Raw genomic sequence first — 22,299 nt, forward strand, 5'->3', positions numbered from 1 at the left:
CATTTCAATCCACACTCCCCATGCGGGGAGCGACAGCAAATATAGCTAAAACTATATTTGTAAATTTGTATGATTTATCCAGATCACGAGGATCTATAATCAATATTTGATGTATCGTCCCCCTTGTTCGCGTTATGATTTTAAGATATAGCTGCGATTTTGCGGTGCGAACCTCTCAAGGATTTTCTGATCGCTTAACGTTCGCACCTTTTACAACAGTAATGGTCCCTCAGGCTGGTAAGTGGGTTTGCAGCCAAAATGTTCGATCTTTCGATCATATCGATTACCCAAATAATAAAACCGTAAACTATCCTTTTCCGGGTCCATGATCGCACAGAGTTTTGCTTGCAGCATTTTACATTGGGCGGCATCCAGCAGGCACTCAAAAACCGAACACTGCACCCGCTGCCCATAATTGACACATTGTTTGGCAATCTGCCGCAATCGCTTTCTTCCGGCAGCATCCTCCGTATTCACATCGTATGTAATCAGTACTAACATTTTTTGCTCACTTCCACAAAAATGGCGGATATGCATCCAGATCTTCACGCAGGTATCGAGCCAGCAGCAGCGCCTGCAGATAAGTAACCAACCCCCAAGGAATTTTTTCTCCCAGATAGGGATGCGTCAACGTCTCTTTTTTTCGCTCCTGCCACCGTTTCAGAACGGTGCGCCGTGCGTCATCGCGCAAAAACACTCCACCGTTATCCTGCCGGACAAAATCTTCTTCCTTCAAAATACGGTTATTGATGAGTGTCAGTACGAAGCGATCTGCCACGCAGGGACGCAGCTCTTCCATCAGATCAAGCGCTAATGAACTGCGTCCCGGTCGGTCGCGGTGCAAAAAACCTACATAGGAATCTAATCCCACGCTTTCCAATGCCGCAGCACAGTCATACGAGAGTAAGCTATACACAAAGGAAAGCAGAGCGTTGGTCGGATTGAGCGGCGGTCTGCGGCTGCGCTTATCAAAGGCAAAGGTATCCCGATCGCCTAAGATCATCTCTTCAAACCCACCAAAGTAGGCATTCGCAGCCACACCCTCTAAGCCGCGCAGCTGTTCCAGATCTCCCGCCTGCAAAATTTGCGGAAGAAGCGCCTTCATCTGATCAGATACTACTTTCAGGCGTTCAGCGTCCACACGAAGTGCATGATCTCTGCGGGTGCGTTCAACGCTCCATCTTCCATTATGGATTTTTCCAAAAATCATGGTTCGTGCAATACGGCAGCTCTGATTTGGATCGTCTGCGGCACGGTATTGAGCGCGTCGCAGCAGCACATTTCCATTCGCTTCTCCGGTTACCCGTGCCAGAAACCGTCCGCGCGGCGTGCAAAACGATAGCGCAATACCACGCTGCGCACAGGCGCCCATAAGAGCTGGAGACGCGCCGGGATAGGAGAACGAGATAATCCCCGACAGTGTATGTAGCGGATACCGGGCAATGACCGTCTTGTCCCGATTGGCGACTATGTTTTCTCCGTCCAGCGTCAGATAGATATCTTCCGACGTGACGAACAAAGTATTGAGCAGATGTCTCATTCGTCTCCCTCCATCGCCTCTCCCAAATAGTCCTGTACAGATTTTTTGCGCATGAGCGCCGGCAGGCAAAGCTCCCTGAGCGAACAGGCGTTACAGGATTTGGAGGGTTTTACCTTCGGCGTATGGCCGCGCCGCGCCAGTTCGTGCATTTCCGCCGTCATCCGACGCACTTTTTCTCGCAGCTTATCATCCAAGGAAACGGTCATCCGGCGCTTGGTTTTACCGTAAAAGAGTGCGCCTTCCGAAATCGTACAGCACAAAGCTGCTTCCAGGCACATGGCCTGTGCGCATAACTGCAGGGCATCTGCATCATTTTCCTTGGGTTCTCCGCGTTTATATTCGATGGGATACGGCTGCCATCTGCCGTTTTCTCCCTGCAAGGGAACGCCGCCTTCGCAGGCACGAAACTCTACAACATCACATTGTCCGGATAACCCCAGTATAGGCGATGCAATCGATAGCCCCCGCACAATCAGGGTATTTCCCCTGCGCTCGCGTTGGCTGGCATCATGTGCACGCGCGTGCATCAGTTGCCCTTCTGTCGTGCGCAGGTTTTCTTTCCACTGTTTTTCTACATGGATAAGCGCCCATTGGCGGCGGCAAAAGGCAAAATGCTGAATGCCTGACAGCTGGAGGAAATCCTCCTCACGATAGATTACCCCATGCGCGTGCAGGTAACACCGGACGGCAGAGCATCCTGATCGACAGTGACAGTATAATCCTGATAACAACGTGCAGGCAGACCGTTGTCATCCTTTCGGGCAATCTTCACTGCCTCAAACAGCTTCCACGCCGGAGCGCAGCCCAGCTCGCTGTCGTGTTTGAATACAATCAGCTCGCGTACAGCCATCTTGCCCCGGGCAGCAGAGTGATCGTGCTCAAACATATTGAGGATGGCTTCCCACAACAGTGAGAGATCTTCCTCGGAAAATCCGGTCGTCTTGCGTGCTAGATTGGCAGAGATATAGCCCTCGCAGCGATAGAGACCATAAGGAATGATGTACTTGCGTCCCATCTCGGTGCCCTTCTTCTCTGCATCAGCCTCGGTTGTGATGGCCACACGGGTAATAGTTACTTCTTGCGGCACAACCGGCTCAACACTGCGGGCAAAGCCCAACTGTACCGGTCCGCGAACCTGTCCGCAGTTGAGTGCAGCCTTGACAAAGGTGGTCATAACCGCGCCAAAAGTACGGATATCGAAGAAGTTTTTGCACATCCAGTCCCGAATCTTGCAATCCAGATCGGGATCGTTTTTCTTTTTGTCCTTGACCGTCTTTTCGGTCACATCCAGTTCCGCATACGCCTCAGCATCACTGCGGTTGAGCGGCACGCCATCCTTAACATAGATACGATAGCCAGTCGCGTCCTCCTTGATGGTTTCTACATAATTGCGGATTTTACGCTTGAGACAAACATCGGTGACCAGTCCCAGACCGGTTTCGGGATCGACACGCGGCATGTTTCCTGCATCCGGATCTCCGTTGGGATTGCCATTTTCCACATCAAACAGGATTACAAATTCATAACGGTTCTTGATCGGTTCGGGCATTTTATTCTTCCTCCTTTTTTTTCATATCCTGATGGTAATAACCAATATAAAAACAATCAATTGCATCCGGAGAGAACCTTACCGGAATAGGCTGCGTGATTTTAGAAATCAACTCTTTTTTCTCCTGATTCAATGTTGTTGCAAGTCCCGGTTTATCTCGCATTAACTTCTTCATATGTGCCTCGCTGAGCGGAAACAGTCTGGAAAAGATAATTTTAGGCGTGTTGGCGGCTGAATTGAAATAGCTATCCTTGATTGTACGGCTAATTTTCCAATCAGCTGATGCTAGCTGTATTTTTTCCATAACAGAAAACAGTCGCCCCAACACATATGCTTGATTTATGCACGATTCATTTAAATTCATAGTAAACACCTCTGCTATTGATCCAAACTGAGGGAGATTTTCATATTTTTTAAGCATATAAGCTTTTAAGATCGCAATACGGCTTCGAGTAATATTCCGTTCTGCTCGTATGCGCAAAACAACACCATTGTGCAGAGATTCCGGATATCGCGTATTCATCAAAACAGCACGTAAAGTTTCACCAGCCATGACAGGCGAAACATTCTTGTCCAACTGCGCTCTGGCCTCCTCATATAAATTTGGTTCGTACTTTGATTGACTGCGAATCGTTGCGTATAGCAGCTTCCAGAGCGGGATGGTATCGAATTTGTCAAAGCTGGGCTTTACGATCTCCAAACGCTCTTGATGTGCCTGTACATTCTGGAGGAATGCGCCGAAAGTATTGCGCAGGAAAAATCGTACCGAAAGTCGTGCTGCGTTGGGTGACAGACCGAGTACATAGAATTCCATATTCGGATCCAAACGCTCAGCTTCAAACTCTACTGTCTGACCGGCACAGAGATTTTTCAGCGTACCTTGAATATCGGTCAGAGTATAAGAGGTTTGCTGACCGAAAAAGGCACAGCCAAACAGATTCTGATACGCGTCACCGCCGCCCTTGGCCCAACAAACGACGGTCGCATCGCCCATACGATACACATGATCACGGTCAGTGAGCAGATGATTGAGTGCTGCCGTATAGGCAAACGCCGCATATTTACTGGTTGGCGCATTCAAATTTTGCTCTTTTCCATAAGAACAGAATGCAGGTGCATTAAACGACACCACAGCCGCTCCACTTGACTGCGCTCCCTGTACATTCTTGATCGATGGATGCACCAGTTCCACAGGGCCTTTTTCGCCGGTAACCAGACAGACCATTTCTGGTCCATCATCAGCTGTTTGATAATATGTATTCCATGCCTGACGGACGGCAGGATCGGTATGGATAAATGTACCGTCGAAGCGGAAAACTAGATTGGCTCCCGCCATGATATCCTCCCAGTACTCAGTCAAAGCTGGATGTACCGCTGCCTGTTCAGGATTCCAAGTCCGGAAAAAGGCTAAAATTGCATCCGCTGCCGGACAGTTCATGTCTTTTAGAATGTCCTCGTGCAGCGCTTTGCAGGCAGCAAAGCATTCTGCACTGCGTTGCGGTTTTCCCTTATTGTCCACTCCCAATATATAGCTGGAATTATCACAGAGGAAATTTGCCGCAATACCGCTTGAGCGCTTGACTGGGGCGGGAAGAATGATGGATTGCGGTGCCAAAACAGTCTTTTTCCCCTTCATCTGTTCGGTTTGCAGAGAAATTACCCGCTCAAGTGTACCATCTTGGTCAATACACAAAGCAAAGGATACCTTGACCGGACTCCAGCCCGGTGCGGACAGTTGCCCCTGCCCCTCCAACGTCCGATAGTAATCGGTCAGCGCTTGTAAAATCATCGGTGCACCTCCCCACTTTCCAGTGTCGGAACATCCAGAACACCATCGCGCAGTACCGCGCGAAAAAACATAGGCTGGATATTTTCTGGGTCGGTGTAGTCCATATCCCACAGCATCCACCCGAGATCACGTTCACCTTTGAGTGATTCGGGACAGTCCGGAATCTGCTCGCACAACTTGAAATTGACCGGGAATTCACGGCATCCGAAATAAGGCTGGTGGTAAAACTGTCCTTTCCGGACACGACGCTTGATAATATCCTGAAATTTTCCCGGATTGTCTCCTGGTGCAGCGCGGTCAGTCATGTCAAAATGCGCTTCGATCACATAGTGTACATCGCGCAGCAGCATGGACGCACGCTGCTGGATATTCTCGGGTGTGCAAAGATATAGATCCCCTGTACCACGCTCCATCACCGTGCGGGCAGAACGTGCAGACACGGTAGCCTTAACCTCATTGCGCCGCAGATTGGTAAAGCGAATGGGAGAGCAGACATGAATCCGATCCACGCTCCACCTCATTCCAGGATGCCAGTAAACAGCTTCCATCAGTCCACGCGCAGCTGAAGGCGTCATCACGTCATAGCTGACACGTTCGACTTTCATTTCCGGTCTGGTGAACAGAGCGTAATCTCCCCATACTTCCAGACGAATTGGCATAGTATTTCACCTCACTCAAATTTATTTCTGTGAATTTCTGATTTCATCATAAACCCATAGATTACAAATGTCAATATAAATTTTCATGTAATATTTTATAGATATATAATTTAATTGACTTTGGAAGCACTCGTATCTATAATGAATATCGTCAGGTTGTTGAGCCTGTGGATTGAAACATGTAGTATTTTATAGAAGCGAACTGGTCAGAACCGGAGATACCGCCGTATCTCCGGTTCTGATTTTATATGAACAGCCCCTTCCCAAAGTCAAGCTCCAGCGATAGTCCGGTCTGCTCAGAATACAATGACAAATCACGTAAAATAGCCGTACCATCCGACACGATTTCCAATGCACCCGCTTCATCCAGTGCTTCAAAGTGCTGCTGATAAACCGATACCCCATATTGTCCCAACTGCCGGAACAAATTCCGGCTATGTTCACCTGATAAAAGACGCGCAATCAGTCCTTCGCCGTCCCCAACGGGGATGTAGATTGTATTGGTCTGGTTATCAATCAGATGAAAATCCCGTGCAATCGATCGGAACGGGAAAAATTCAGTCTGTATTCTGTGCAGGATCTTCTGCTTGTCCTGCGCATCTGTCCCTGTTAGATCCAGCAGTCGGCAGAAATAATCGTGAATGGCTTCACGGGACATGAGATCTTCATACTTTTGCATAACCTCTTGTCCGGCTCCGATTGACTTTGAAAATAGGGGCGGTGTTCGTTCCTCGCTTTGGAAAATGGTCACGACACTGTCTTTGGCATCTCGTTTTCCCTCCCGGTTGCATCTTCCGGCAGCCTGAAGAATGGAATCCAATCCGGCAATCTCACGGTAAACGGCAGGAAAATCCACATCGACACCAGCCTCGATTAGCGAAGTAGATACAACACGGCAGGTCCGGCCAGTTATCAGACGATTTCGGATTTCCGTTAATTGCGCACGCCGATGCGCCGGATGCATCAAAGTTGACAAATGAAAACATCCGTCGCCCGCAAGGCGTGTAAACAATTCTTGTGCACCCTTTCTGGTGTTAACGATGCACAGAACCTGTTTATGCCCGTTCAACCGATTGGCCAGTGCACTCCATTCCAACCCACCAGCTTGTGCAAAGGTTACTCTGTGAAAGATCTCCCATTCACAGGTGCTCTGCGGGCAAAGCTCAGTTATGGGGTGATCGGGCAGAAATTCTTGAAAAATCGGTTGCAAGGCGGGCTGTGTTGCCGTACAGAGCACGGCAGAAACACGATAATGAGCGACCAGTTGAGCGATTGCATGGACACATGGACGCAAATATGGAACCGGCATCATCTGCGCCTCATCAAAGATCACTACGCTGTTTGCAATATTGTGCAGCTTGCGGCACTGGGAAGAACGGCAGGCATAAAGTGATTCAAAAAACTGTACTGCGGTTGTCACCACGACTGGCATATCCCAGTTTTCGGTTGCCTGTGCCAGATGAATATTCCGTGTGTCTGCCTCACCTTCCAAGTCATATAGCACATTGGAATGATGTTCCAATACATTTTCGCTGCCCAACACTTCTCGGAACACAGCAGCGGTCTGCTCAATGATGGATGTATAGGGGATAACGTAAATCACACGATCCAGCCCATGTTGTCTGGCATGAGAGAGAGCAAACGCGAGCGAAGCGATGGTTTTTCCACCGCCCGTGGGCACGGTAAGGGAAAACAACCCACGACTGCGATTTTCGCCTTCCTTGATACAACGCTCCAAGATGGCACAGCGCTGACGGTTAATCTCCCGGACAGGCGGAAACCAGCCAGCAGTATATGCGCATAGCCTGTCCCATAGTTGTTCGATGGAAGCACATCGATCTGAGGATCTTGTGTTCCCTGTCATAAACGCTTCCGTATCCAGATAATCGGCGTCGACCAAACAGGAAGACAGCATACGGGTAAAAAACATCCCTTCTGCCAGGCCTTTTCTGGTGAAATCAGGAATATATGCTTGTGGTGGGTTAATCTCTGGCTTCCAAGCATCATACACTGGAAGTTTCCCTTGCATCGCACGCTTCATACGTCCATAAAAAGTAGCGGCATCCACGCAGTCCGTCTGTGCACCTCCATCTGGCAAACCACCATGATGGCCAGCGATTGCAAATGCTGCAAAGGGTTGACCGCGCTGATAGCATTCAAAAGCTCCTGCGGTTGCATGATCTACCCGGTGCGAGTCTCCGTGTATGCGTTTTTGAAATTCCTGAGAATATTTTCCGACATCATGCATTCCTCCGACCAATTCACCCTGATCGTCTGCTTGAAATGATTGCGCAAAATTTTGAGCCAATCGCGCTGCGCCAGCAAGATGGTCGCAAATAGTTTGTTCTCGACCATCTGCAGCAATATGTGCCAGATATGTTGTAAAAGGTTTCATGCAGATTCAATCCTTCCTGCTTCGAGAGTACTTATCAGGAGAAGCTAAGTCACATAACAAAGTTTCTTAACGCGCAATAGCCTGTTTTGTTGAAACGAAAAATCTATGAAAATATGTTAATAACCAAAGCATGCAGAGCAATATATGTTATAAAAATCCCGGGATAAACTTCGATATCTCGAGCATAATGTACAATCATTATAACAATTCTCATTTTTTGTTTCAATCCTATAAAGCACTCTTGAATGAGACGCATTTCAAACTTGGTTTCATGTAAGATGCTATTTGGCACATACACAAACAGTAACAATCATTTAATTTGACAATATTTTATAATAAAGAAGCGGCTGCACAAGAGGTGCAGCCGCTTAAAAAGATTTGGGTAAACAATATAGGGTTAGAAATCGTAGCCGCGCTCTTGCAACAGTTTACGCGCCGCTAAGTTTTGAGCTTTCGAACAGCTTTTTGTAAGCTTAAGGAGCTTCTCATCATCTTCGTTTTGATAAATATCCATCCAATGCTCCACATCCGCATTGAACTTCTCTGCTTTTTCATATGCTGCTTGACCCAGCGCACTTGCTTTTTCCCAGAATGACATAAAAAACCTCTCCTTGGTAGTGAATGAGAATTATTTCTTGGACAGAAAGCGCGAGAAAGGAGTTTTCTTGCTCTCGCGAGAGACAATACGGCCGGTACTGCGGATGAGATCGGGCACGGTGTCGCGCGTGTCATCCTGCTTGGAGCGGTTGCAGTGCCTGCACATACATTGCAGGTTCCATTCTCCATCAGCACCGCCTCTGCTTTGGGGAATGATATGATCGATATCCACATCACCGCGCCGCAGTTTCCGACCACATCTAACACAGGTATACCAGCCATGATTACCAGGGTTGTTGCCAAAATAAGTATCACGATAATTTGCCATCTGCTGCACCTCTTTCGTACATGGAAACGTACGGGATCATTTGTACCTTACAAGCATATATTATCTCAAAACGAGATAAAAGTCAATGCTGGAGTACAGCATCTTTACAATGGATACAAGGAGGCTGCCCATGTATCCAAATCGAATCAAAGAACTGAGAGAAGACCGTGATATTACCCAGCGGGAAGTTGCAGAATATCTCCAGGTTGCGCAGAACACATACTGTAACTATGAAAATGGGGTGCGTGAGATCCCGATTGAACTTTTGATCCGTTTGTCCCGGTTTTACAAGGTCAATGTGGAGTATCTTCTGGGATTGACCGATCAGGCAGCCATGCTGCCGCCATCTAAAACCTTTCATTCTCGCCACAGCATGTTTTCAAAAGAACCCAAAAAGTAAGACTCAAATAAAATCGAATATATAGTATAGAAGTGAAGCCGAAGGAGAAATCCTTCGGCTTTTACTATTCTATAAGGAGCTGATCCAAATGAAACCCCGTTACATCACCCGTGGTATCCAGACCACCATTCCGCCTTGGCTACAAATACTGTTGTGGTACATGCGCGACAGCATGGAAGTGCCCGAGCGGGATTATCTGCAAATCTTCCGATTATCCTGTGATGGCGAGCGCCAGCGCATTGAGCATGCTCAGGAACAGCCGGAGTATAAGCACGTTGTTGTGATTCCGGGCGAGCAGCCTGTTGATGCCAAAGTCTACATCATCGAAGATCCTGGCCACGTGACCATGTTGTTAGCAGACGAATACTAAAAGGAGGCTGTGAAAATGGAAGAGACAACCTACATTTGCGAGCGCTGTGGCGAACGAGTCCCGGTGGATGCCTGCACGATGGTAGCCGATACGATTTTGTGCCCGGATTGTGTGGACACATACACAACAGTCTGTGATTGTTGTGGCGAGCGGCTGTTCTTATCGGACGACCACGGAGACGAAAATATCACTTTGTGCGAGCATTGCTACGAGCGGCATTATACGCACTGTGAACGCTGTGGGCGCGTCATTTCATACAGCGATACCTACTACGAGGACGACGATGAGGACGAACCGCTGTGCTATGACTGCCTGCAAGCTCGTTTGCAGCAGGCGACGATCCACGATTACAGTTACACACCGCGATTGATTTTCCACGGAGAGCGCAGCAACGAACGCTTCTTCGGTGTCGAATTGGAGATCGACGGCAATGGCAAGAGCCACAAGAATGCTGGCGAAATCCTGAACATTGCCAACGAGGACGCACAGAATTTGTACATCAAAAGCGACGGATCGCTGGATTGCGGCATGGAACTGGTCACGCATCCGATGACCTTGCAATACCACCTAGAACAGATGCCATGGAAAAATGTTCTGCGCAAGGCAGTTGAACTCGGATATCTCAGCCACCGCACTACCACCTGCGGCCTGCACATCCATATCTCCCGCGCTGCTTTCGGAGAAACCGAGCAGGAGCAGGAACTGCCGATTGCGCGGCTGCTCTACTTCGTCGAGAAATTCTGGACTGAGCTCCTGCGGTTTTCCCGACGCACCGAGCGGCAGATCAACCGCTGGGCGGCACGCTATGGCATGAAATTATCGCCGAAAGCTGTGATGGAGTCGGCAAAGGACTCCCGTGCGGGACGCTATACCGCGGTCAATCTGACAAATGAGGATACTGTTGAGATCCGAATTTTCCGAGGTACGCTGAAATATAACACTTTAATTGCCACGTTACAGCTGGTCAATGCCATCTGCGACGTGGCTGTTTTATTGCCCGACGAGGAATTGCAAGAGCTGTCTTGGCACGGATTCCTTGACCGGATTCATGAACCCGAGCTCATTCAATATCTGAAGGAGCGAAATCTCTACAAAAACGACCCTGTTATGTACGAGGAGGACGAATGATGTGCAGCCTATTTGGACTGATCGATTACCAGAACGCCTTAACAACACGGCAAAAAAACCGGATTTTGCAGGTGCTTGGCAAAGAATGTGAGGTACGCGGAACTGACGCGACAGGTATTGCCTACAACTTTGGCGGCAGCATCAAGGTCTATAAACGCCCGCTCGCCGCACATAAGCTAAAGTTTCATGTGCCCAATGGTGTGAGTGTCGTCATGGGACACACCCGGCTTGCCACCCAAGGCAGACCGGCAGACAACTTCAACAATCACCCTTGGTCGACCGGAACTTTTGCACTGGCGCATAATGGTGTGTTGTGGAACGACAGAGCACTCCGGCAGACCGAGAATCTGCCGGACACCCACATTCAGACCGACAGCTATGTTGCCGTACAGCTGCTCGAACAACAGAAAACCCTGGATTTCACGACCATCAGCGCAATGGCGGAGAAAATCCAGGGTTCTTTTGTCTTTACGCTTCTCGACCGGGACGATAATTTGTTCTTTGTGCGCGGCGACAACCCGCTCGCAATCTTTGATTTCGACGGCTTCTACCTGTACGCCTCGACCGAAGAAATTCTGCGTCAGGCGATGCGCAAGCTGCGCCTGCACCACCGAGAAGCAATCCATACCAAGGAGGGCGATATTTTGAAGATTGATCGAACCGGTCAGTGCAGTTTGGGGCATTTCAATCCGAATCACAGCATGGAACACTTCTGGCGCCATCCTCGGTTTCGCATGCTGTCGTGGTTCGACGAAGTGGATGAGCCGGCGGCGATAGATGGACAGACCGACCTTTTGATCCAGACTGCGAAATCTATGGGTGTGTCCGAAGATGAAGTGCTGGCACTGCTCGATTTGGGGTACGATCCGTGCGAGATCGAGGAGCTGCTGTACAATCCGGCGCTGCTGCACGAAGCCGCGGCCGAGTTGCTTTGCGCTTACTATTAATAAAGAGAGGAGATGAGCCTATGGGTCTGGGGACCATTCTGGTCGTGATCGGTGAGATCATCGACCTACTGGAAGACGAGGACGACAGTTGCAACTAACTCTTTGCGTACAGAGGGCGATTTGTCTTTACCCAAATCGCCCTTTTCATGTCCACTTGATCTCATTCGATCAACAAGTCTTCCAGTTCTAACTCCCTATGACATGCCGCACAAACTTCTACAAGCACGCTCGCGTGAAGAATTCTCATAAACTTCTGTTGAGATTTCTCTGTGATCTCGAAATTGATCTTTTCAGGATCATATAGCACCGTTTCTGCCATTTTATTGCTCACATCAATAAAAAGCTTTTCCCACGCATCACCAAAAGTGCCTTGCTCAACAAGCTCATCCAGAATCAAACAGCCCAATATTACAGCACGCTCCAAGTACTTCGAAAAGACTTCCGCATACATCTGCGTTATTTGCAATGGCAAATCAAAAAGTCTTTCATAGATACTTGGAAAGCACACGTCATCCAGCCAAACCATTTTCAATAATGCCTGTATTTCCTCTTCATCTGAATTGCACTTTTCTAACCTTTTAACCTCATGCGTGATAGTATACGGACGCATTCTTCGCTCGAAGCGATACAAATTGATTCCATAGTATCCCAAGTCATCCAAAATGCGTGTTTTGATGGCTTTTTGAAGTTCTACATATTTCGAATACTCTAATTTTTTCAATTTAGAGCGAAACTTTTTATAAGCCTCCGTGATTTTCTCTTCGAAACCATCTTGATCTACAAATTTCATGGTGTTTCGGATGTCCGAGTACAAATTTTTTTGCCGTTTGAACACATCTTGCACATCATAAGACTCTTTTGCTAAATCATAATAAAATCTCCACTCATATTCAGCATCTTTCGAAATTGCATTCCATTGGCAATCTTTAATATATATTTTTCCTTGAGATAACAAACGATTACGATATTGCCTTAACCTATCAATTTCTGATCTTTCCAGAGATGGTGTTCGATAATTAAATGAAGTGACTTCCGAAAATCTCAAAGGACTGTGCTCAACTACGAAATCTTGTAGTGTTTTTCCCCGTATACGTTTGCTAGTATTCAAAAAACGAGCACAAAATAATAAACACACACACTTCTGATATATTGGATGCAATATCATAGCAAAGTGATGCTTCTTGTTTTGTTTTCCTTATCATGCTGCATAGCTTCTCTAAGATTTTCGTAACACGTTCTGCTGCACTCAATCCTTCCATATAACGACTCTCACTAAATTTAATCACTAAGTCACGCAATATTATGCAGTTCAAAAAACTCTCCTCGTTTTCTAACGTCGTGACATTCCACCGAAAATTCTTTGTTCTCTGCATCAGCTCATGTCCTGAAAACTCCACCAGCATGCCGCCCTTCACATTTTATAGTAAGTTTTAGTATATCACACCACATGCCCTATTTGAACATTGCGCATCTTTTCTACCTATTCATTTTTGTCACAACTTTTTGTCATTTGGTTTGGTAGACTGTACTCAAGATAAAGCCGCGGCACAAAGGAGTTTTCAACATGAAACCATTTCGCAAAAATCTCGCCCGTGTGTGTGAGTACGATCGCACCGTACGAAACGGTGCAATCGCATTCGAAAATCACAATTTTCTGCACAAAAATCAATCCGAACAACATCCAGACTTTGGGTCGTTGCTACTTCAGCAAGGGCTCGATTCTGGCATGTACTTCGGTCAAGCCCCTACTCGTTCCGCTCCTTATTTCATTGGTATGCCTGAAGGCTCCGATGGCAATATCATTGTCGTTGGCGGCAACGGCAGCGGCAAGAGCCGCTACATCGCAATGCCCACGCTCTCCACATGGCACGGTGCGATCTGTGCGACCGACATCAAAGGTGAGCTTTCCAATCACTATGCGCAGCTCTTTCGGTAAGGTTGTGTAACTCGGCCGCATATTATCTTCGATCCCACAGAGCCAGGCAGTCCCAGTTACGACCCGTTCTGGTGGCTCCTGTCGGACGATGAGAGCAATCTCCTCAGCAACATCTGGGACATCGTGCGCTCCATCATTCCGCTGTCACCCGAAGATAAACAGCCCTTTTGGGTGGAGACCGAACAGGGAGTATTCGCAGCGGCACTTTTGTATTACTTCCAGTGCGGCTTGAGCTTCAGCGAATCGGTATCGATGATCGTTTCCGAATCAATTTCTGCCCTCACATCCACGCTGCGTGCAAGCTCTGATATACGCATTCGGGCTCTGCTCGGCGAGATTTCGGAAATGAAAGCCGAAACCGTGGCTGCCGTCGATCGTGGCCTTCGCAACCATCTGATACTTTTCGCGATTGATCCGCAAATTTCTCACGCGCTTCGCGGCAAACGCGAATCTGCCCCCTGCTTTACTTGGGAGGATCTGCAAAAATATCAGATTTTTCTGCGAATCCCTGCGCACAAGGTAGAACAATGGAGCGGAGCGATCAACCTCATGTACGCGCAGTTTTTCCGTTATCTCGAACGCCGTCCCGAACGCTACACCCCTGAATCCGCTGCACATCCACAGCTTTTGCTGCTCATGGATGAGTTTGCACGATTTGGCAAGCTCGACAACATGACCGCTGCATTGTCTACCCTCCGCAGCAAGAAGGTTAATATCTGTCTTTTCGTACAGAGCATACAAATTCTACGGCTCGGAAGATCGCCGCATCATCTTCGATAATTGCCAGTATCAGGCCATCCTGCGTGCCAATGATCCCGAAACTCAAGAGTGCCTAAGCAAGCTCATCGGTACCACGATCCAACGGCAGCATGGCATCAGCAAACAACTCGACCGGGATATGAGTAAATCCGGCTTCGGTCTGCAGATCAGCGAGACCCGCGACTGGGTTATCCATCCGCACGAGCTTGGGGCATTGCACGATGTGCTTCTGCTCACGCCCAGCGGATTCTTCGAGGTCGAGAAAAGCAGCTCTCCGATCGGCAGCTACAAGGATATCCTGACGAAAATCGTACACGACGAGCCGGATAACGTCGCTCTCGAAAAGTTGATTTTACACCACAACACACAAATCCCCAAACAAGAAAATGAGGAATGCGTCATGTCGACTATGGAAGAACGTCAAAAAAATGCAAGCGAACGCGCGAAGCAGTTCGAACAGCAGCAACGCAAAACACAGCGTCAGACAAAAGCAGCGCAAAAAAAGAAGGACGAGCGGCGCAAGTTTATCGTCGGCGAGCTGGTCATTCAGTACTTCCCCAAGCTCCTTGAAATCGATCCCGGTACGACCCAGGAGGAGACCCAGAAACGCTTCCAAAACTTCGCTGTATTCTTAGAAGTACTGTCCAACTTTCCGTATCTGCACGAGCTCCAGGAGCGAGCTGTACAGCTCGTAACAACCAATGTGTAAGTGGACACAAAGAGGGAAACATCATGGCGAATTACCATCTTGAAGTACAGGCAATCAGCCGCGGCCAAGGGCGATCACTCACCCGACTCGTGAACTACATCAGCGGCGAACGGCTTTCTGATTGTTACAACCGGAGAATCTATTATAACCGCAGAGACGACGTGCTCGAATGCCGGATTTTCCAGCCGCAGCATGCACCTTCCGAGTTTTATGAGCTTCAATCACTCTGCAATGCCATCGAAACTGCCGAACGACGCTGCGATGCCAGAACTGCGCGGGAGTTCAAAGCCTCTCTACCGAACGAACTCCCTTTTGCGGAACTGCAAAATATTGTCGCTACATATATCACAGACAATTTCATAAAATACTGTTTATGCGCTATCTCCGCAATTCACGGGGGCCGAAATCCATCGGACCCTTCCAAAAACAACCCACACGTACATATCATCGTTCCAACACGCGCTGTCGAGCCCAGCGGTTTCAGCGAAAAAAAGGATCGCGAACACGACAAGCGCCCGTATATCCAGCACTGGCGCGAGCAATGGGCCAACGTACAAAACGAAGCCTATGCACGCTGCGGCCTAGATATCCGGGTCAGTCACGAAAGCTTGGAGGTGCAGGGTATCAATCGCGTGCCTACCATTCACCTCAGCCGTATCGACTGGCGAAAAGAACAGCGAGGCGAACGCACACCCGCTGGAGATCGAAAACGTGCCATCGAACGAGAAAATAAGATGCGCGAACTCTGCCAAAAACCTCATCTGCCCTATTACGACCTCGATTACACACGTTAAATTCACAAGAAAGGTTGAACACCATGAAAATTGTCGCAGACGTACCCGAATGCATTGCCAACCAGCTCGACGAGCTCACCGCGCTCTGTAATCGCTATCCCCAGAAAGTTCCCCTTGGCGAAGTTGCAAAACTTCTCGGCATTGACCGCGCCTCTCTTGAGGCCATGGTCATGGCACAGCGTTGTCCGTTCGGAATGGGCTGGCTACGTGAGACCGCAACCAATCGAACCTTTTTCATATCGACCGTCAAGCTGTACACTTGGTACACCGAATTCGTCATCAAGGCGATGCGGGAAGATCCCAAACTAATCCAATAATTGCAAAATTACATGATCACACAGTAGAGAAGCCGCTCCATCCATATTTGGAGGAGCGGTTTTCTTGACCCCAAATTCATCAAATTAGAAAGGAAACCTCATATATGCCCAGAAAAAAGTCAACGAAACGAGCCGACGGCAGCTACGAGTACAAGGCAACGATCGGCAAAGATCTGCACGGCAAAGCAATACGTAAATCATTTTATTCCAGCAAGAGTCTGGCACACGCAAAAGCCAAGGCACAAGAATACATCATCGCCTCTCAGGTATCAGCTCTGACCGGTCAATCCGTATCCGGTGCAGGACAGCATGACACCTCCTTTTCACATTGGGCAATGCAGTGGCTGGAGACCTATAAACACTCGTCCGTCACGCAGAATACCTACCACTCGTCCTATTATCTCCCTATTACGCGCTATCTAATTCCCTTTTTCGGCGATGCCGATTTGGCCGCGATTCAACCGATTGACGTACAGCGCTTTTTCAACCAGCATCGCAATCTGTCTTTGTCATATCTCAAAAAGATCAAGATGTGCCTGTCCGCTGTTTTTGATTGCGCCTGTGAGAACGGAATTGCCTGCCGCAATCCTGCCAAGCATATCCGGCTTACAAGCACAGCGCAAAAACAAACCAAGCGTGTTTATACCGACCAGCAAATCGCGACTGTAAAATACTGCGCCCGCATGGACTTCCCTGCTGCATACATCCTGCTCGAACTTGGTCTGCGTCGCGGCGAACTCTGTGGACTTAAATGGTCTGACATCGATCGCAAAGCACGCACCATTCGGATCGACCGATCAATTCGCGTTACATCCGGCGTGGTCTCCATCACTGAGCCCAAACATGGCTCACATCGTGTATTGCCGCTCTCCGATGAGTGTCTTGAGGTATTTTCTTCCATTCCCCGGCATGGCGCGTACATCTTCCCCAACGCGGTTGGAAAGCCTTGGGATCCAAATGGTTTCGCCAGAGCCTTTACCAAATTCATGGATACCCTCCCCTCTCAGATTCCGCGCCTGTCCCCACATGAATTGCGGCATACCTGTGGCACGGCATTGCGCCGGCGTGGTGTGGATATCTACACCATCCAGCAGTACCTCGGGCACCGCGACATTGAAGTCACTGCAAACACCTATGTACATAGCGAGGTGGAAGCACTGCGATCTGCGTTGTCTGGTTCCAGCAATACCACGACAAATTCACGACAAAGTGCACCGTAAACCGCTCTGAAACGCCCGATTTCTCAGCTCTGTTCTGTAAAGTCCTCTATCAAATTTCGCAACTTTTACATCAAATCAAGCTACTATTACATATAACACCCTCTCTTTTTCATATCATTTTATATCCAAAACCCATTTCCTTCCGGTTCTGAATGTTGGGGGTTCGAGTCCCTTCGGGCGTGCCAAAAAGTCCTTGATCTCATCTTTACGATGATTTCAAGGACTTTTTTATTTATAAAATTTCTCTTTCCCATGAAAAACGAAAGGCACCCCGACCACACGGCCGGGATGCCTTTCTTCAGAAAAGGGATTGTTTTATTCTTTTTATGCACTGAGGTCTACCGAACGCAGTGTATCCACGCCCTCGGCTTCCAGTACCAGCACGATACCGTTATCGTCCAGCATCGCATAGTATCCGCCGTTGCCATCGGAAGCACCAATAGTGATGGTATAAGATGCGGTACCGTCCTCAGTCGTATAGCTGACCTTAAGGGTCTGCGGTGCATCCAGACCATACGTCTGCTTGCGTGCGGTATCGGTCACACCATAGTCGGCACACGACAGAACGTACAGATTACGCACAACATTGAGGAACGTATCCATTGTGCTATCCTGTTCAATCGTGCGCGTGCCCGATGCGTCGGTGATCTGCCACTTGGCGACTTCCTCTTCTTCGGTCTCGTCCTCGCTGTCAGACGCCTCGCTCGCCTCACTCTCGTCGGCAGAAGCAGTCTCCTCTTCGAGCACACGGGTCACCGTGGTATCTCCCCAAACGATTTCGGTCAGGGAATCCTCGGTTGCATACGGAATGTTCTCGTATTCAATCCAACCATTCAAGCCCTGATCAAGACCCTCAGGCAGGTAAGCCGTCGTTGCATAGACCGTATCGTTTGCCTTCAAATAGGTCACGCTATCCTGCACACTAGCGGTCACAGTCACGGTCTGGCTGCCGTCGGACAACTCCATCGTATAGTCCGGGGCATCCAGTCCGTAATCAGCATCGGCGTCCGGATTGTCCAGCTTGCGGTCGGCCGTGATCTCTTCGATCTCGTCGACAAACTCCTGCACCGCCGTGCTATCGATCGGACAAGCCGCGTCATCGGCATAACTCCACGCATCGTCGGTCTTGGTCAGATGCCATGTACCCTCTGTGTTGGTGTAAGTCAGATCGGTGACATCCAGATCGGTCAGTTCCTCGATTGCGACCGTCTCTTCTTCCTCGGTTTGCTGTCCTGCCAGTGCAATATACGCGCCGCCCAGCACGATAAACGCCGCGGCTGCGATACAAAGATTTCTCGTCTGCTTTTTCATACCCGTCTCCTTCTGCGCAGCCAGTGTGCCAGTCCGACACCGAGCACGCCGAGCGGGATGATGGCAATGAACAGCATCCCCCATGCACCTGCGCCGGTAATGAGGTTATACGAGGTCGAAAGCGACTTGGCCGGAATGGAAATGTTGCTGACATCGTCAAAGTTTGCTGTCACAGCGTTCATAAACAGATCCTGATTGCTCAGGTTGCTGAACTGACCGATGATGCTGTCGTCGATCAGGCTGGCCGGCAAAACGCACATGGTCGCGGTCAGGGTCTCCGCCTCTTCTGTGGTTTCTTCGGTCGTCTCATCGGTCGAAGTCTCATCGGTAGTTTCCGTGGTTTCTCCACTCTCCGCTGTTACCTCCTGCTGTGCAATCGCACCCAGCAGATACTGTCCCTGGGTCTGACCTTCGTTGGTCACCAGGTAACCATTCGTGCTGGTCTGCATCACCGTGCTGAGCGTCACATTCTCGACGGTCGGGTCGGTCTCAAGCATACCTACCGCATTATACAGCAGAATCAGAGAGTCGCTTGTCATATCGGCTGTGATCGACGTACCGGTATAGATCTCCGGGAAGATGTCATAGCCGTTGCTGTAATAGCGCTCGGCATCGGCAATATAGCCGTTCTGGCGCTGCATACCGTAGGCTGCAAGCAGTGCATTGAGGTTGGGCTGGTCATTCTCGGTCTGTGCGAGCAGGATGATGACGTTTCCTCCCTTGGCCATATAGTCCTTGATAGCCTGGGTTTCGGTTGCATCCAAATCCTTCTGCGGTGCATTGATCACCAGCAGATCGCAGTCTTCCGGAATGCCGCCATCTACGACCAGATTCACCGTGTCAGTGCTCAGATTTGCCTTATCAATGGCATCCTGAATACTCGAGCCCAGCGACTGTTCACCGTGTCCCTCGGTGGTATAGATGACATGATCGGTCGGCGCGGATACGCTGACGATAGCTGCGGTCAGCTGACCTTCGCCGTCGAACGAATCCTCGACCGCTTCATAGCTGTACATGGAATAGGTGTGTGTGATAATCTCGCTGAACAGGATATTGCGGCTCTCGCCGGTCGCCTCACACGAGACAACGACTGTGCCATCCTCGGCACCCAATTCCTGCGCCTCTGCCGGATGCAGTACCGGGTCGACTGTCTCAACCGAAATATGGCTGGACAGCGATGCGTACTCGTCTACCAGACGCTGAATACGGGTATCCAGCGAGTCTGGCTGAGAGACGATGGTCAGGGTGACATCCTCGCTCAGTTCCTCCATCGCCGTTTTTGTCGTGTCACCGATCTCAAACAGGCTGTTGCTGGTCAAATCCAGCATGCGGGTACTGGTCGGCAGCAGTCCCACCAGCATATTGACAACAATCAGGATGGCCAGCACGATGGCGGTCATACCTGCACTGTACGAACCATGCCGGAAACCGGCTGCGTGCAGCGACTGCTTAATGGCAGCACCTGACGGACGCGGCAGAGACAGATGAATGCGTCTGTCCTGCGGTTTGGTCTGCGGCTCGGTCTGGCCTGCCTCATTCTGTTTCTTTCTCCCGAACATGTTATGCCCACCTCCGCTTCTGTAACGACTGCACGGTCAGGAAAACGCCAAAGAACGCCAGGCTGAGATAGCGTACAACCGCGGTCAAATCAAGCAGGCGGTAGTTTGCCAGCTCGACAAAGCCGGTATAGACGTCAAAGGTGCCCAGCGTCTTGGCCATCAGTCCTTCAAACGTCGTGCTGCTGACCAGATATGCGATGATGAGCGCTACGGTCAGGATAACAAACACACCGACCGCAACATAGGGATTGCGTGCAAGCGCGTAGTAGAGAGCGGCAAGCAGGGCGACAATCACGATCATGCCGATGAGGTTGCCGCGTGCGCTGGTCGGGAAATACTCAGCCAGTGCATCCCACAGATAGAGCACGAGCAGTACGCCGAAGCTGGCAACTGCGGCGATGAGCTGGCTCTCGGTGATCGAAGACAGGAACATGCCAATGGCGATGTACGCACAGCCCAGCAGGAAGTACAGGCCGATTGCCGCCCAGTCGCTTCCAAGACTTGCCGTACCACCGGTCATGATAATCAGCGGGCATAAACAAAACAGCAGACACGGGATGGCGAACACTGCCACCATTGCAAAATACTTGCCCAAAACGATATCCCAGACCGTAACCGGTGCGGACAGCATGAGCTGTTCGGCATGGCTGTGACGATCTTCCGCAAACGACTTCATGGTGAGAATGGGAACTGCAACCATGAGCATAAACAGCATATTTCCGATCGTGGCCGAAAAATACGGGTAGCCGTTGACCAGATTCAAAACCATGAAGTAAATGCCTGTCATCGCGGTCAGTATCGCGATAAACACCGGCCCGAGCATGGTTTGGAAGTACGAGCGTACTTCACGTGAAAAAATGGCTTTCATGCGCCCGCCTCCTCTCGCTCAAGAACCAGTTCTGCATCGGTATGGTCATCGGTCAGCTCGAGGAAGATTTCCTCAAGCGATGCCTTTTCCCGTTCGAGCTTGAGAATGGGATTCTTAGCCTCGGCGCACGCATAGAAGAAATCCTCGGTGACGCGGTCATCCACCGCACCGAAGCGCAGTTCGGTTTGACCGGCACGTGCGCCTGCGCTGATCTCAACCGGAATGCCGGGCAGCATCGTGCTGCACAGTGTGCGCATCTCTTCCGGCGTTGCCCGCACGCTTGCGCACAGTGCACCGCCTGCGTGCAGCTGCGCCTCCAGATTTTCCGGGGTATCGCTCGCGACCAGCTTGCCGTGAGAGAGAATAAAAATGTAGTCACAGACCGCGCTGACCTCGGACAGAATATGCGAGCTCAGAATCACGACATGCTCTTCGCGCAGCGAGCGGATGAGGTCACGAATCTCGAGAATCTGTCTGGGGTCAAGACCGACGGTCGGCTCATCCAGGATGACAACATCCGGATTGCCGAGCAAGGTTGCGGCCAGTCCTACACGCTGCCGATAGCCCTTGGACAGCGTGCGAATCAGGTGATCCTGCTCTTCCAGCAGGCCGGTCTTGCTCATCGCCTGCACCACTTGCTGTAACTGTTCGAGTCTGGGGACTTTCTTGAGCTTTGCCGCAAAAGTCAGATATTCTCGCACAGTCATCTCCGGGTAGAGCGGCGGCAGCTCGGGCAGATAGCCGATGCGCTGTTTGACCTTTTCCGGCTCCTGCTGCAAGTCCATACCGTCCACGATGACCGTGCCGCTGGTCGGTGCCAGACAGCCTGTCATAATGTTCATCGTCGTACTTTTTCCTGCGCCATTCGGCCCGAGAAAACCGTAAATCTGCCCTTTCTCTGCCGAAAAGCTCAAGTGGTCGACCGCCAGATAACCGCCGTATCGCTTGACCAAATCTTGTACTTCAATCATTTTGGGGTTCCTCCCTCCGTAGTCCTTATGGCTATCTTATCGTTCAATTGAGGAGATTGGATGACCGCTCTATGTACAATCCGGGTAGATTGTGTGTACATTATAAGGCGTTTCGGCAACAAAAAAGGAACTCCACAAAAGTGGAGTTCCGGT

21 protein-coding genes and 1 pseudogene are annotated in these 22,299 nt (G+C 49.8%); 8 read left to right on the top strand and 14 right to left on the bottom strand.

Features of this window, described 5'->3' with window-relative positions; translation table 11 throughout:
• Window positions 1-210: 210 nt before the first annotated feature.
• The 9 genes from cas2 to B5D52_RS07960 form a co-directional block, all read right to left on the bottom strand.
• Window positions 211-501: a CRISPR-associated endonuclease Cas2 gene (gene cas2, locus B5D52_RS07920; RefSeq protein WP_016148211.1), complete on the bottom strand. Its 291-nt coding sequence runs from the start codon at window positions 499-501 to the stop codon at window positions 211-213.
• Between the two features lie 7 nt (window positions 502-508).
• Complete coding sequence (gene cas1c, locus B5D52_RS07925; RefSeq protein ID WP_016148212.1) at window positions 509-1,540, bottom strand: type I-C CRISPR-associated endonuclease Cas1c; 1,032 nt, start codon at window positions 1,538-1,540, stop codon at window positions 509-511.
• On the bottom strand, window positions 1,537-2,196 hold the full coding sequence (gene cas4, locus B5D52_RS07930) for a CRISPR-associated protein Cas4 (RefSeq protein WP_078689185.1): 660 nt from the start codon (window positions 2,194-2,196) through the stop codon (window positions 1,537-1,539). Before cas4 ends, cas1c begins: the two co-directional genes overlap by 4 nt.
• Entirely contained in the window at window positions 2,196-3,089 is an 894-nt protein-coding gene (gene cas7c / locus B5D52_RS07935; RefSeq protein WP_016148214.1) for a type I-C CRISPR-associated protein Cas7/Csd2, read from the bottom strand. The genes cas4 and cas7c overlap by 1 nt, the downstream gene beginning before the upstream one ends.
• A 1-nt stretch (window position 3,090) precedes the next feature.
• Entirely contained in the window at window positions 3,091-4,878 is a 1,788-nt protein-coding gene (gene cas8c, locus B5D52_RS07940; RefSeq protein ID WP_016148215.1) for a type I-C CRISPR-associated protein Cas8c/Csd1, read from the bottom strand.
• Entirely contained in the window at window positions 4,875-5,537 is a 663-nt protein-coding gene (gene cas5c, locus B5D52_RS07945; RefSeq protein WP_016148216.1) for a type I-C CRISPR-associated protein Cas5c, read from the bottom strand. The genes cas8c and cas5c overlap by 4 nt, the downstream gene beginning before the upstream one ends.
• 244 nt (window positions 5,538-5,781) lie before the next feature.
• On the bottom strand, window positions 5,782-7,932 hold the full coding sequence (locus tag B5D52_RS07950; protein WP_016148217.1) for a CRISPR-associated helicase/endonuclease Cas3: 2,151 nt from the start codon (window positions 7,930-7,932) through the stop codon (window positions 5,782-5,784).
• 397 nt (window positions 7,933-8,329) lie between these two features.
• Window positions 8,330-8,530, bottom strand: coding sequence for a hypothetical protein (locus tag B5D52_RS07955; RefSeq protein ID WP_016148218.1), 201 nt, complete (start codon window positions 8,528-8,530; stop codon window positions 8,330-8,332).
• A 30-nt stretch (window positions 8,531-8,560) separates the two neighbouring features.
• The gene (locus tag B5D52_RS07960; RefSeq protein ID WP_016148219.1) at window positions 8,561-8,857 is read right to left on the bottom strand and encodes an HNH endonuclease; all 297 of its coding nucleotides are present in this window, start codon (window positions 8,855-8,857) and stop codon (window positions 8,561-8,563) included.
• Between the two features lie 130 nt (window positions 8,858-8,987).
• Here B5D52_RS07960 and B5D52_RS07965 point away from each other — a divergent pair, with 130 nt between their 5' ends.
• The 4 genes from B5D52_RS07965 (at window position 8,988) to B5D52_RS07980 (ending at window position 11,702) form a co-directional block, all read left to right on the top strand.
• Window positions 8,988-9,257, top strand: coding sequence for a helix-turn-helix domain-containing protein (locus B5D52_RS07965; protein WP_016148220.1), 270 nt, complete (start codon window positions 8,988-8,990; stop codon window positions 9,255-9,257).
• Window positions 9,258-9,345: 88 nt separating this feature from the next.
• Window positions 9,346-9,627, top strand: a complete 282-nt coding sequence (locus B5D52_RS07970) for a DUF960 family protein (RefSeq protein ID WP_016148221.1) — start codon at window positions 9,346-9,348, stop codon at window positions 9,625-9,627.
• Window positions 9,628-9,642: 15 nt separating this feature from the next.
• Window positions 9,643-10,755 carry an amidoligase family protein gene (locus tag B5D52_RS07975; protein WP_016148222.1) on the top strand — a complete coding sequence of 371 codons (1,113 nt, stop codon included), beginning with the start codon at window positions 9,643-9,645 and terminating at the stop codon, window positions 10,753-10,755.
• Window positions 10,752-11,702: a glutamine--fructose-6-phosphate aminotransferase gene (locus tag B5D52_RS07980; protein ID WP_242825649.1), complete on the top strand. Its 951-nt coding sequence runs from the start codon at window positions 10,752-10,754 to the stop codon at window positions 11,700-11,702. Before B5D52_RS07975 ends, B5D52_RS07980 begins: the two co-directional genes overlap by 4 nt.
• Window positions 11,703-11,862: 160 nt before the next feature.
• On the opposite strand, the gene B5D52_RS07985 is transcribed toward B5D52_RS07980, so the two are convergent.
• Window positions 11,863-12,747 (bottom strand): hypothetical protein, encoded by an 885-nt coding sequence (locus B5D52_RS07985; RefSeq protein ID WP_143149521.1) that lies wholly within the window; start codon window positions 12,745-12,747, stop codon window positions 11,863-11,865.
• 729 nt (window positions 12,748-13,476) lie between these two features.
• Here B5D52_RS07985 and B5D52_RS16505 point away from each other — a divergent pair.
• From B5D52_RS16505 to B5D52_RS16700, 4 genes and pseudogenes are all read left to right on the top strand, one after another.
• Window positions 13,477-15,106: pseudogene (locus tag B5D52_RS16505) on the top strand (type IV secretory system conjugative DNA transfer family protein).
• Window positions 15,107-15,129: 23 nt separating this feature from the next.
• Window positions 15,130-15,900 carry a MobA/MobL family protein gene (locus tag B5D52_RS08010; RefSeq protein ID WP_016148228.1) on the top strand — a complete coding sequence of 257 codons (771 nt, stop codon included), beginning with the start codon at window positions 15,130-15,132 and terminating at the stop codon, window positions 15,898-15,900.
• A gap of 23 nt (window positions 15,901-15,923) precedes the next feature.
• Window positions 15,924-16,217: a hypothetical protein gene (locus B5D52_RS08015; protein WP_016148229.1), complete on the top strand. Its 294-nt coding sequence runs from the start codon at window positions 15,924-15,926 to the stop codon at window positions 16,215-16,217.
• 104 nt (window positions 16,218-16,321) lie between these two features.
• Complete coding sequence (locus B5D52_RS16700) at window positions 16,322-17,437, top strand: tyrosine-type recombinase/integrase (protein WP_016148230.1); 1,116 nt, start codon at window positions 16,322-16,324, stop codon at window positions 17,435-17,437.
• Window positions 17,438-17,761: 324 nt separating this feature from the next.
• Here B5D52_RS16700 and B5D52_RS08025 read toward each other — a convergent pair whose 3' ends face one another.
• Genes B5D52_RS08025 through B5D52_RS08040 form a run of 4 tightly spaced genes read right to left on the bottom strand, consistent with a single transcriptional unit; the run spans window position 17,762 to window position 22,146 of the window.
• Window positions 17,762-18,748, bottom strand: coding sequence for a DUF4340 domain-containing protein (locus B5D52_RS08025; RefSeq protein ID WP_016148231.1), 987 nt, complete (start codon window positions 18,746-18,748; stop codon window positions 17,762-17,764).
• On the bottom strand, window positions 18,745-20,307 hold the full coding sequence (locus B5D52_RS08030) for a GldG family protein (protein ID WP_016148232.1): 1,563 nt from the start codon (window positions 20,305-20,307) through the stop codon (window positions 18,745-18,747). Before B5D52_RS08030 ends, B5D52_RS08025 begins: the two co-directional genes overlap by 4 nt.
• 1 nt (window position 20,308) lies before the next feature.
• Entirely contained in the window at window positions 20,309-21,175 is an 867-nt protein-coding gene (locus B5D52_RS08035) for an ABC transporter permease (RefSeq protein ID WP_016148233.1), read from the bottom strand.
• Window positions 21,172-22,146, bottom strand: a complete 975-nt coding sequence (locus B5D52_RS08040) for an ABC transporter ATP-binding protein (RefSeq protein ID WP_016148234.1) — start codon at window positions 22,144-22,146, stop codon at window positions 21,172-21,174. Before B5D52_RS08040 ends, B5D52_RS08035 begins: the two co-directional genes overlap by 4 nt.
• Between the last annotated feature and the right edge of the window lie 153 nt (window positions 22,147-22,299).

Source organism: Butyricicoccus pullicaecorum DSM 23266 (assembly GCF_900167005.1).
Taxonomy (GTDB): domain Bacteria; phylum Bacillota; class Clostridia; order Oscillospirales; family Butyricicoccaceae; genus Butyricicoccus; species Butyricicoccus pullicaecorum.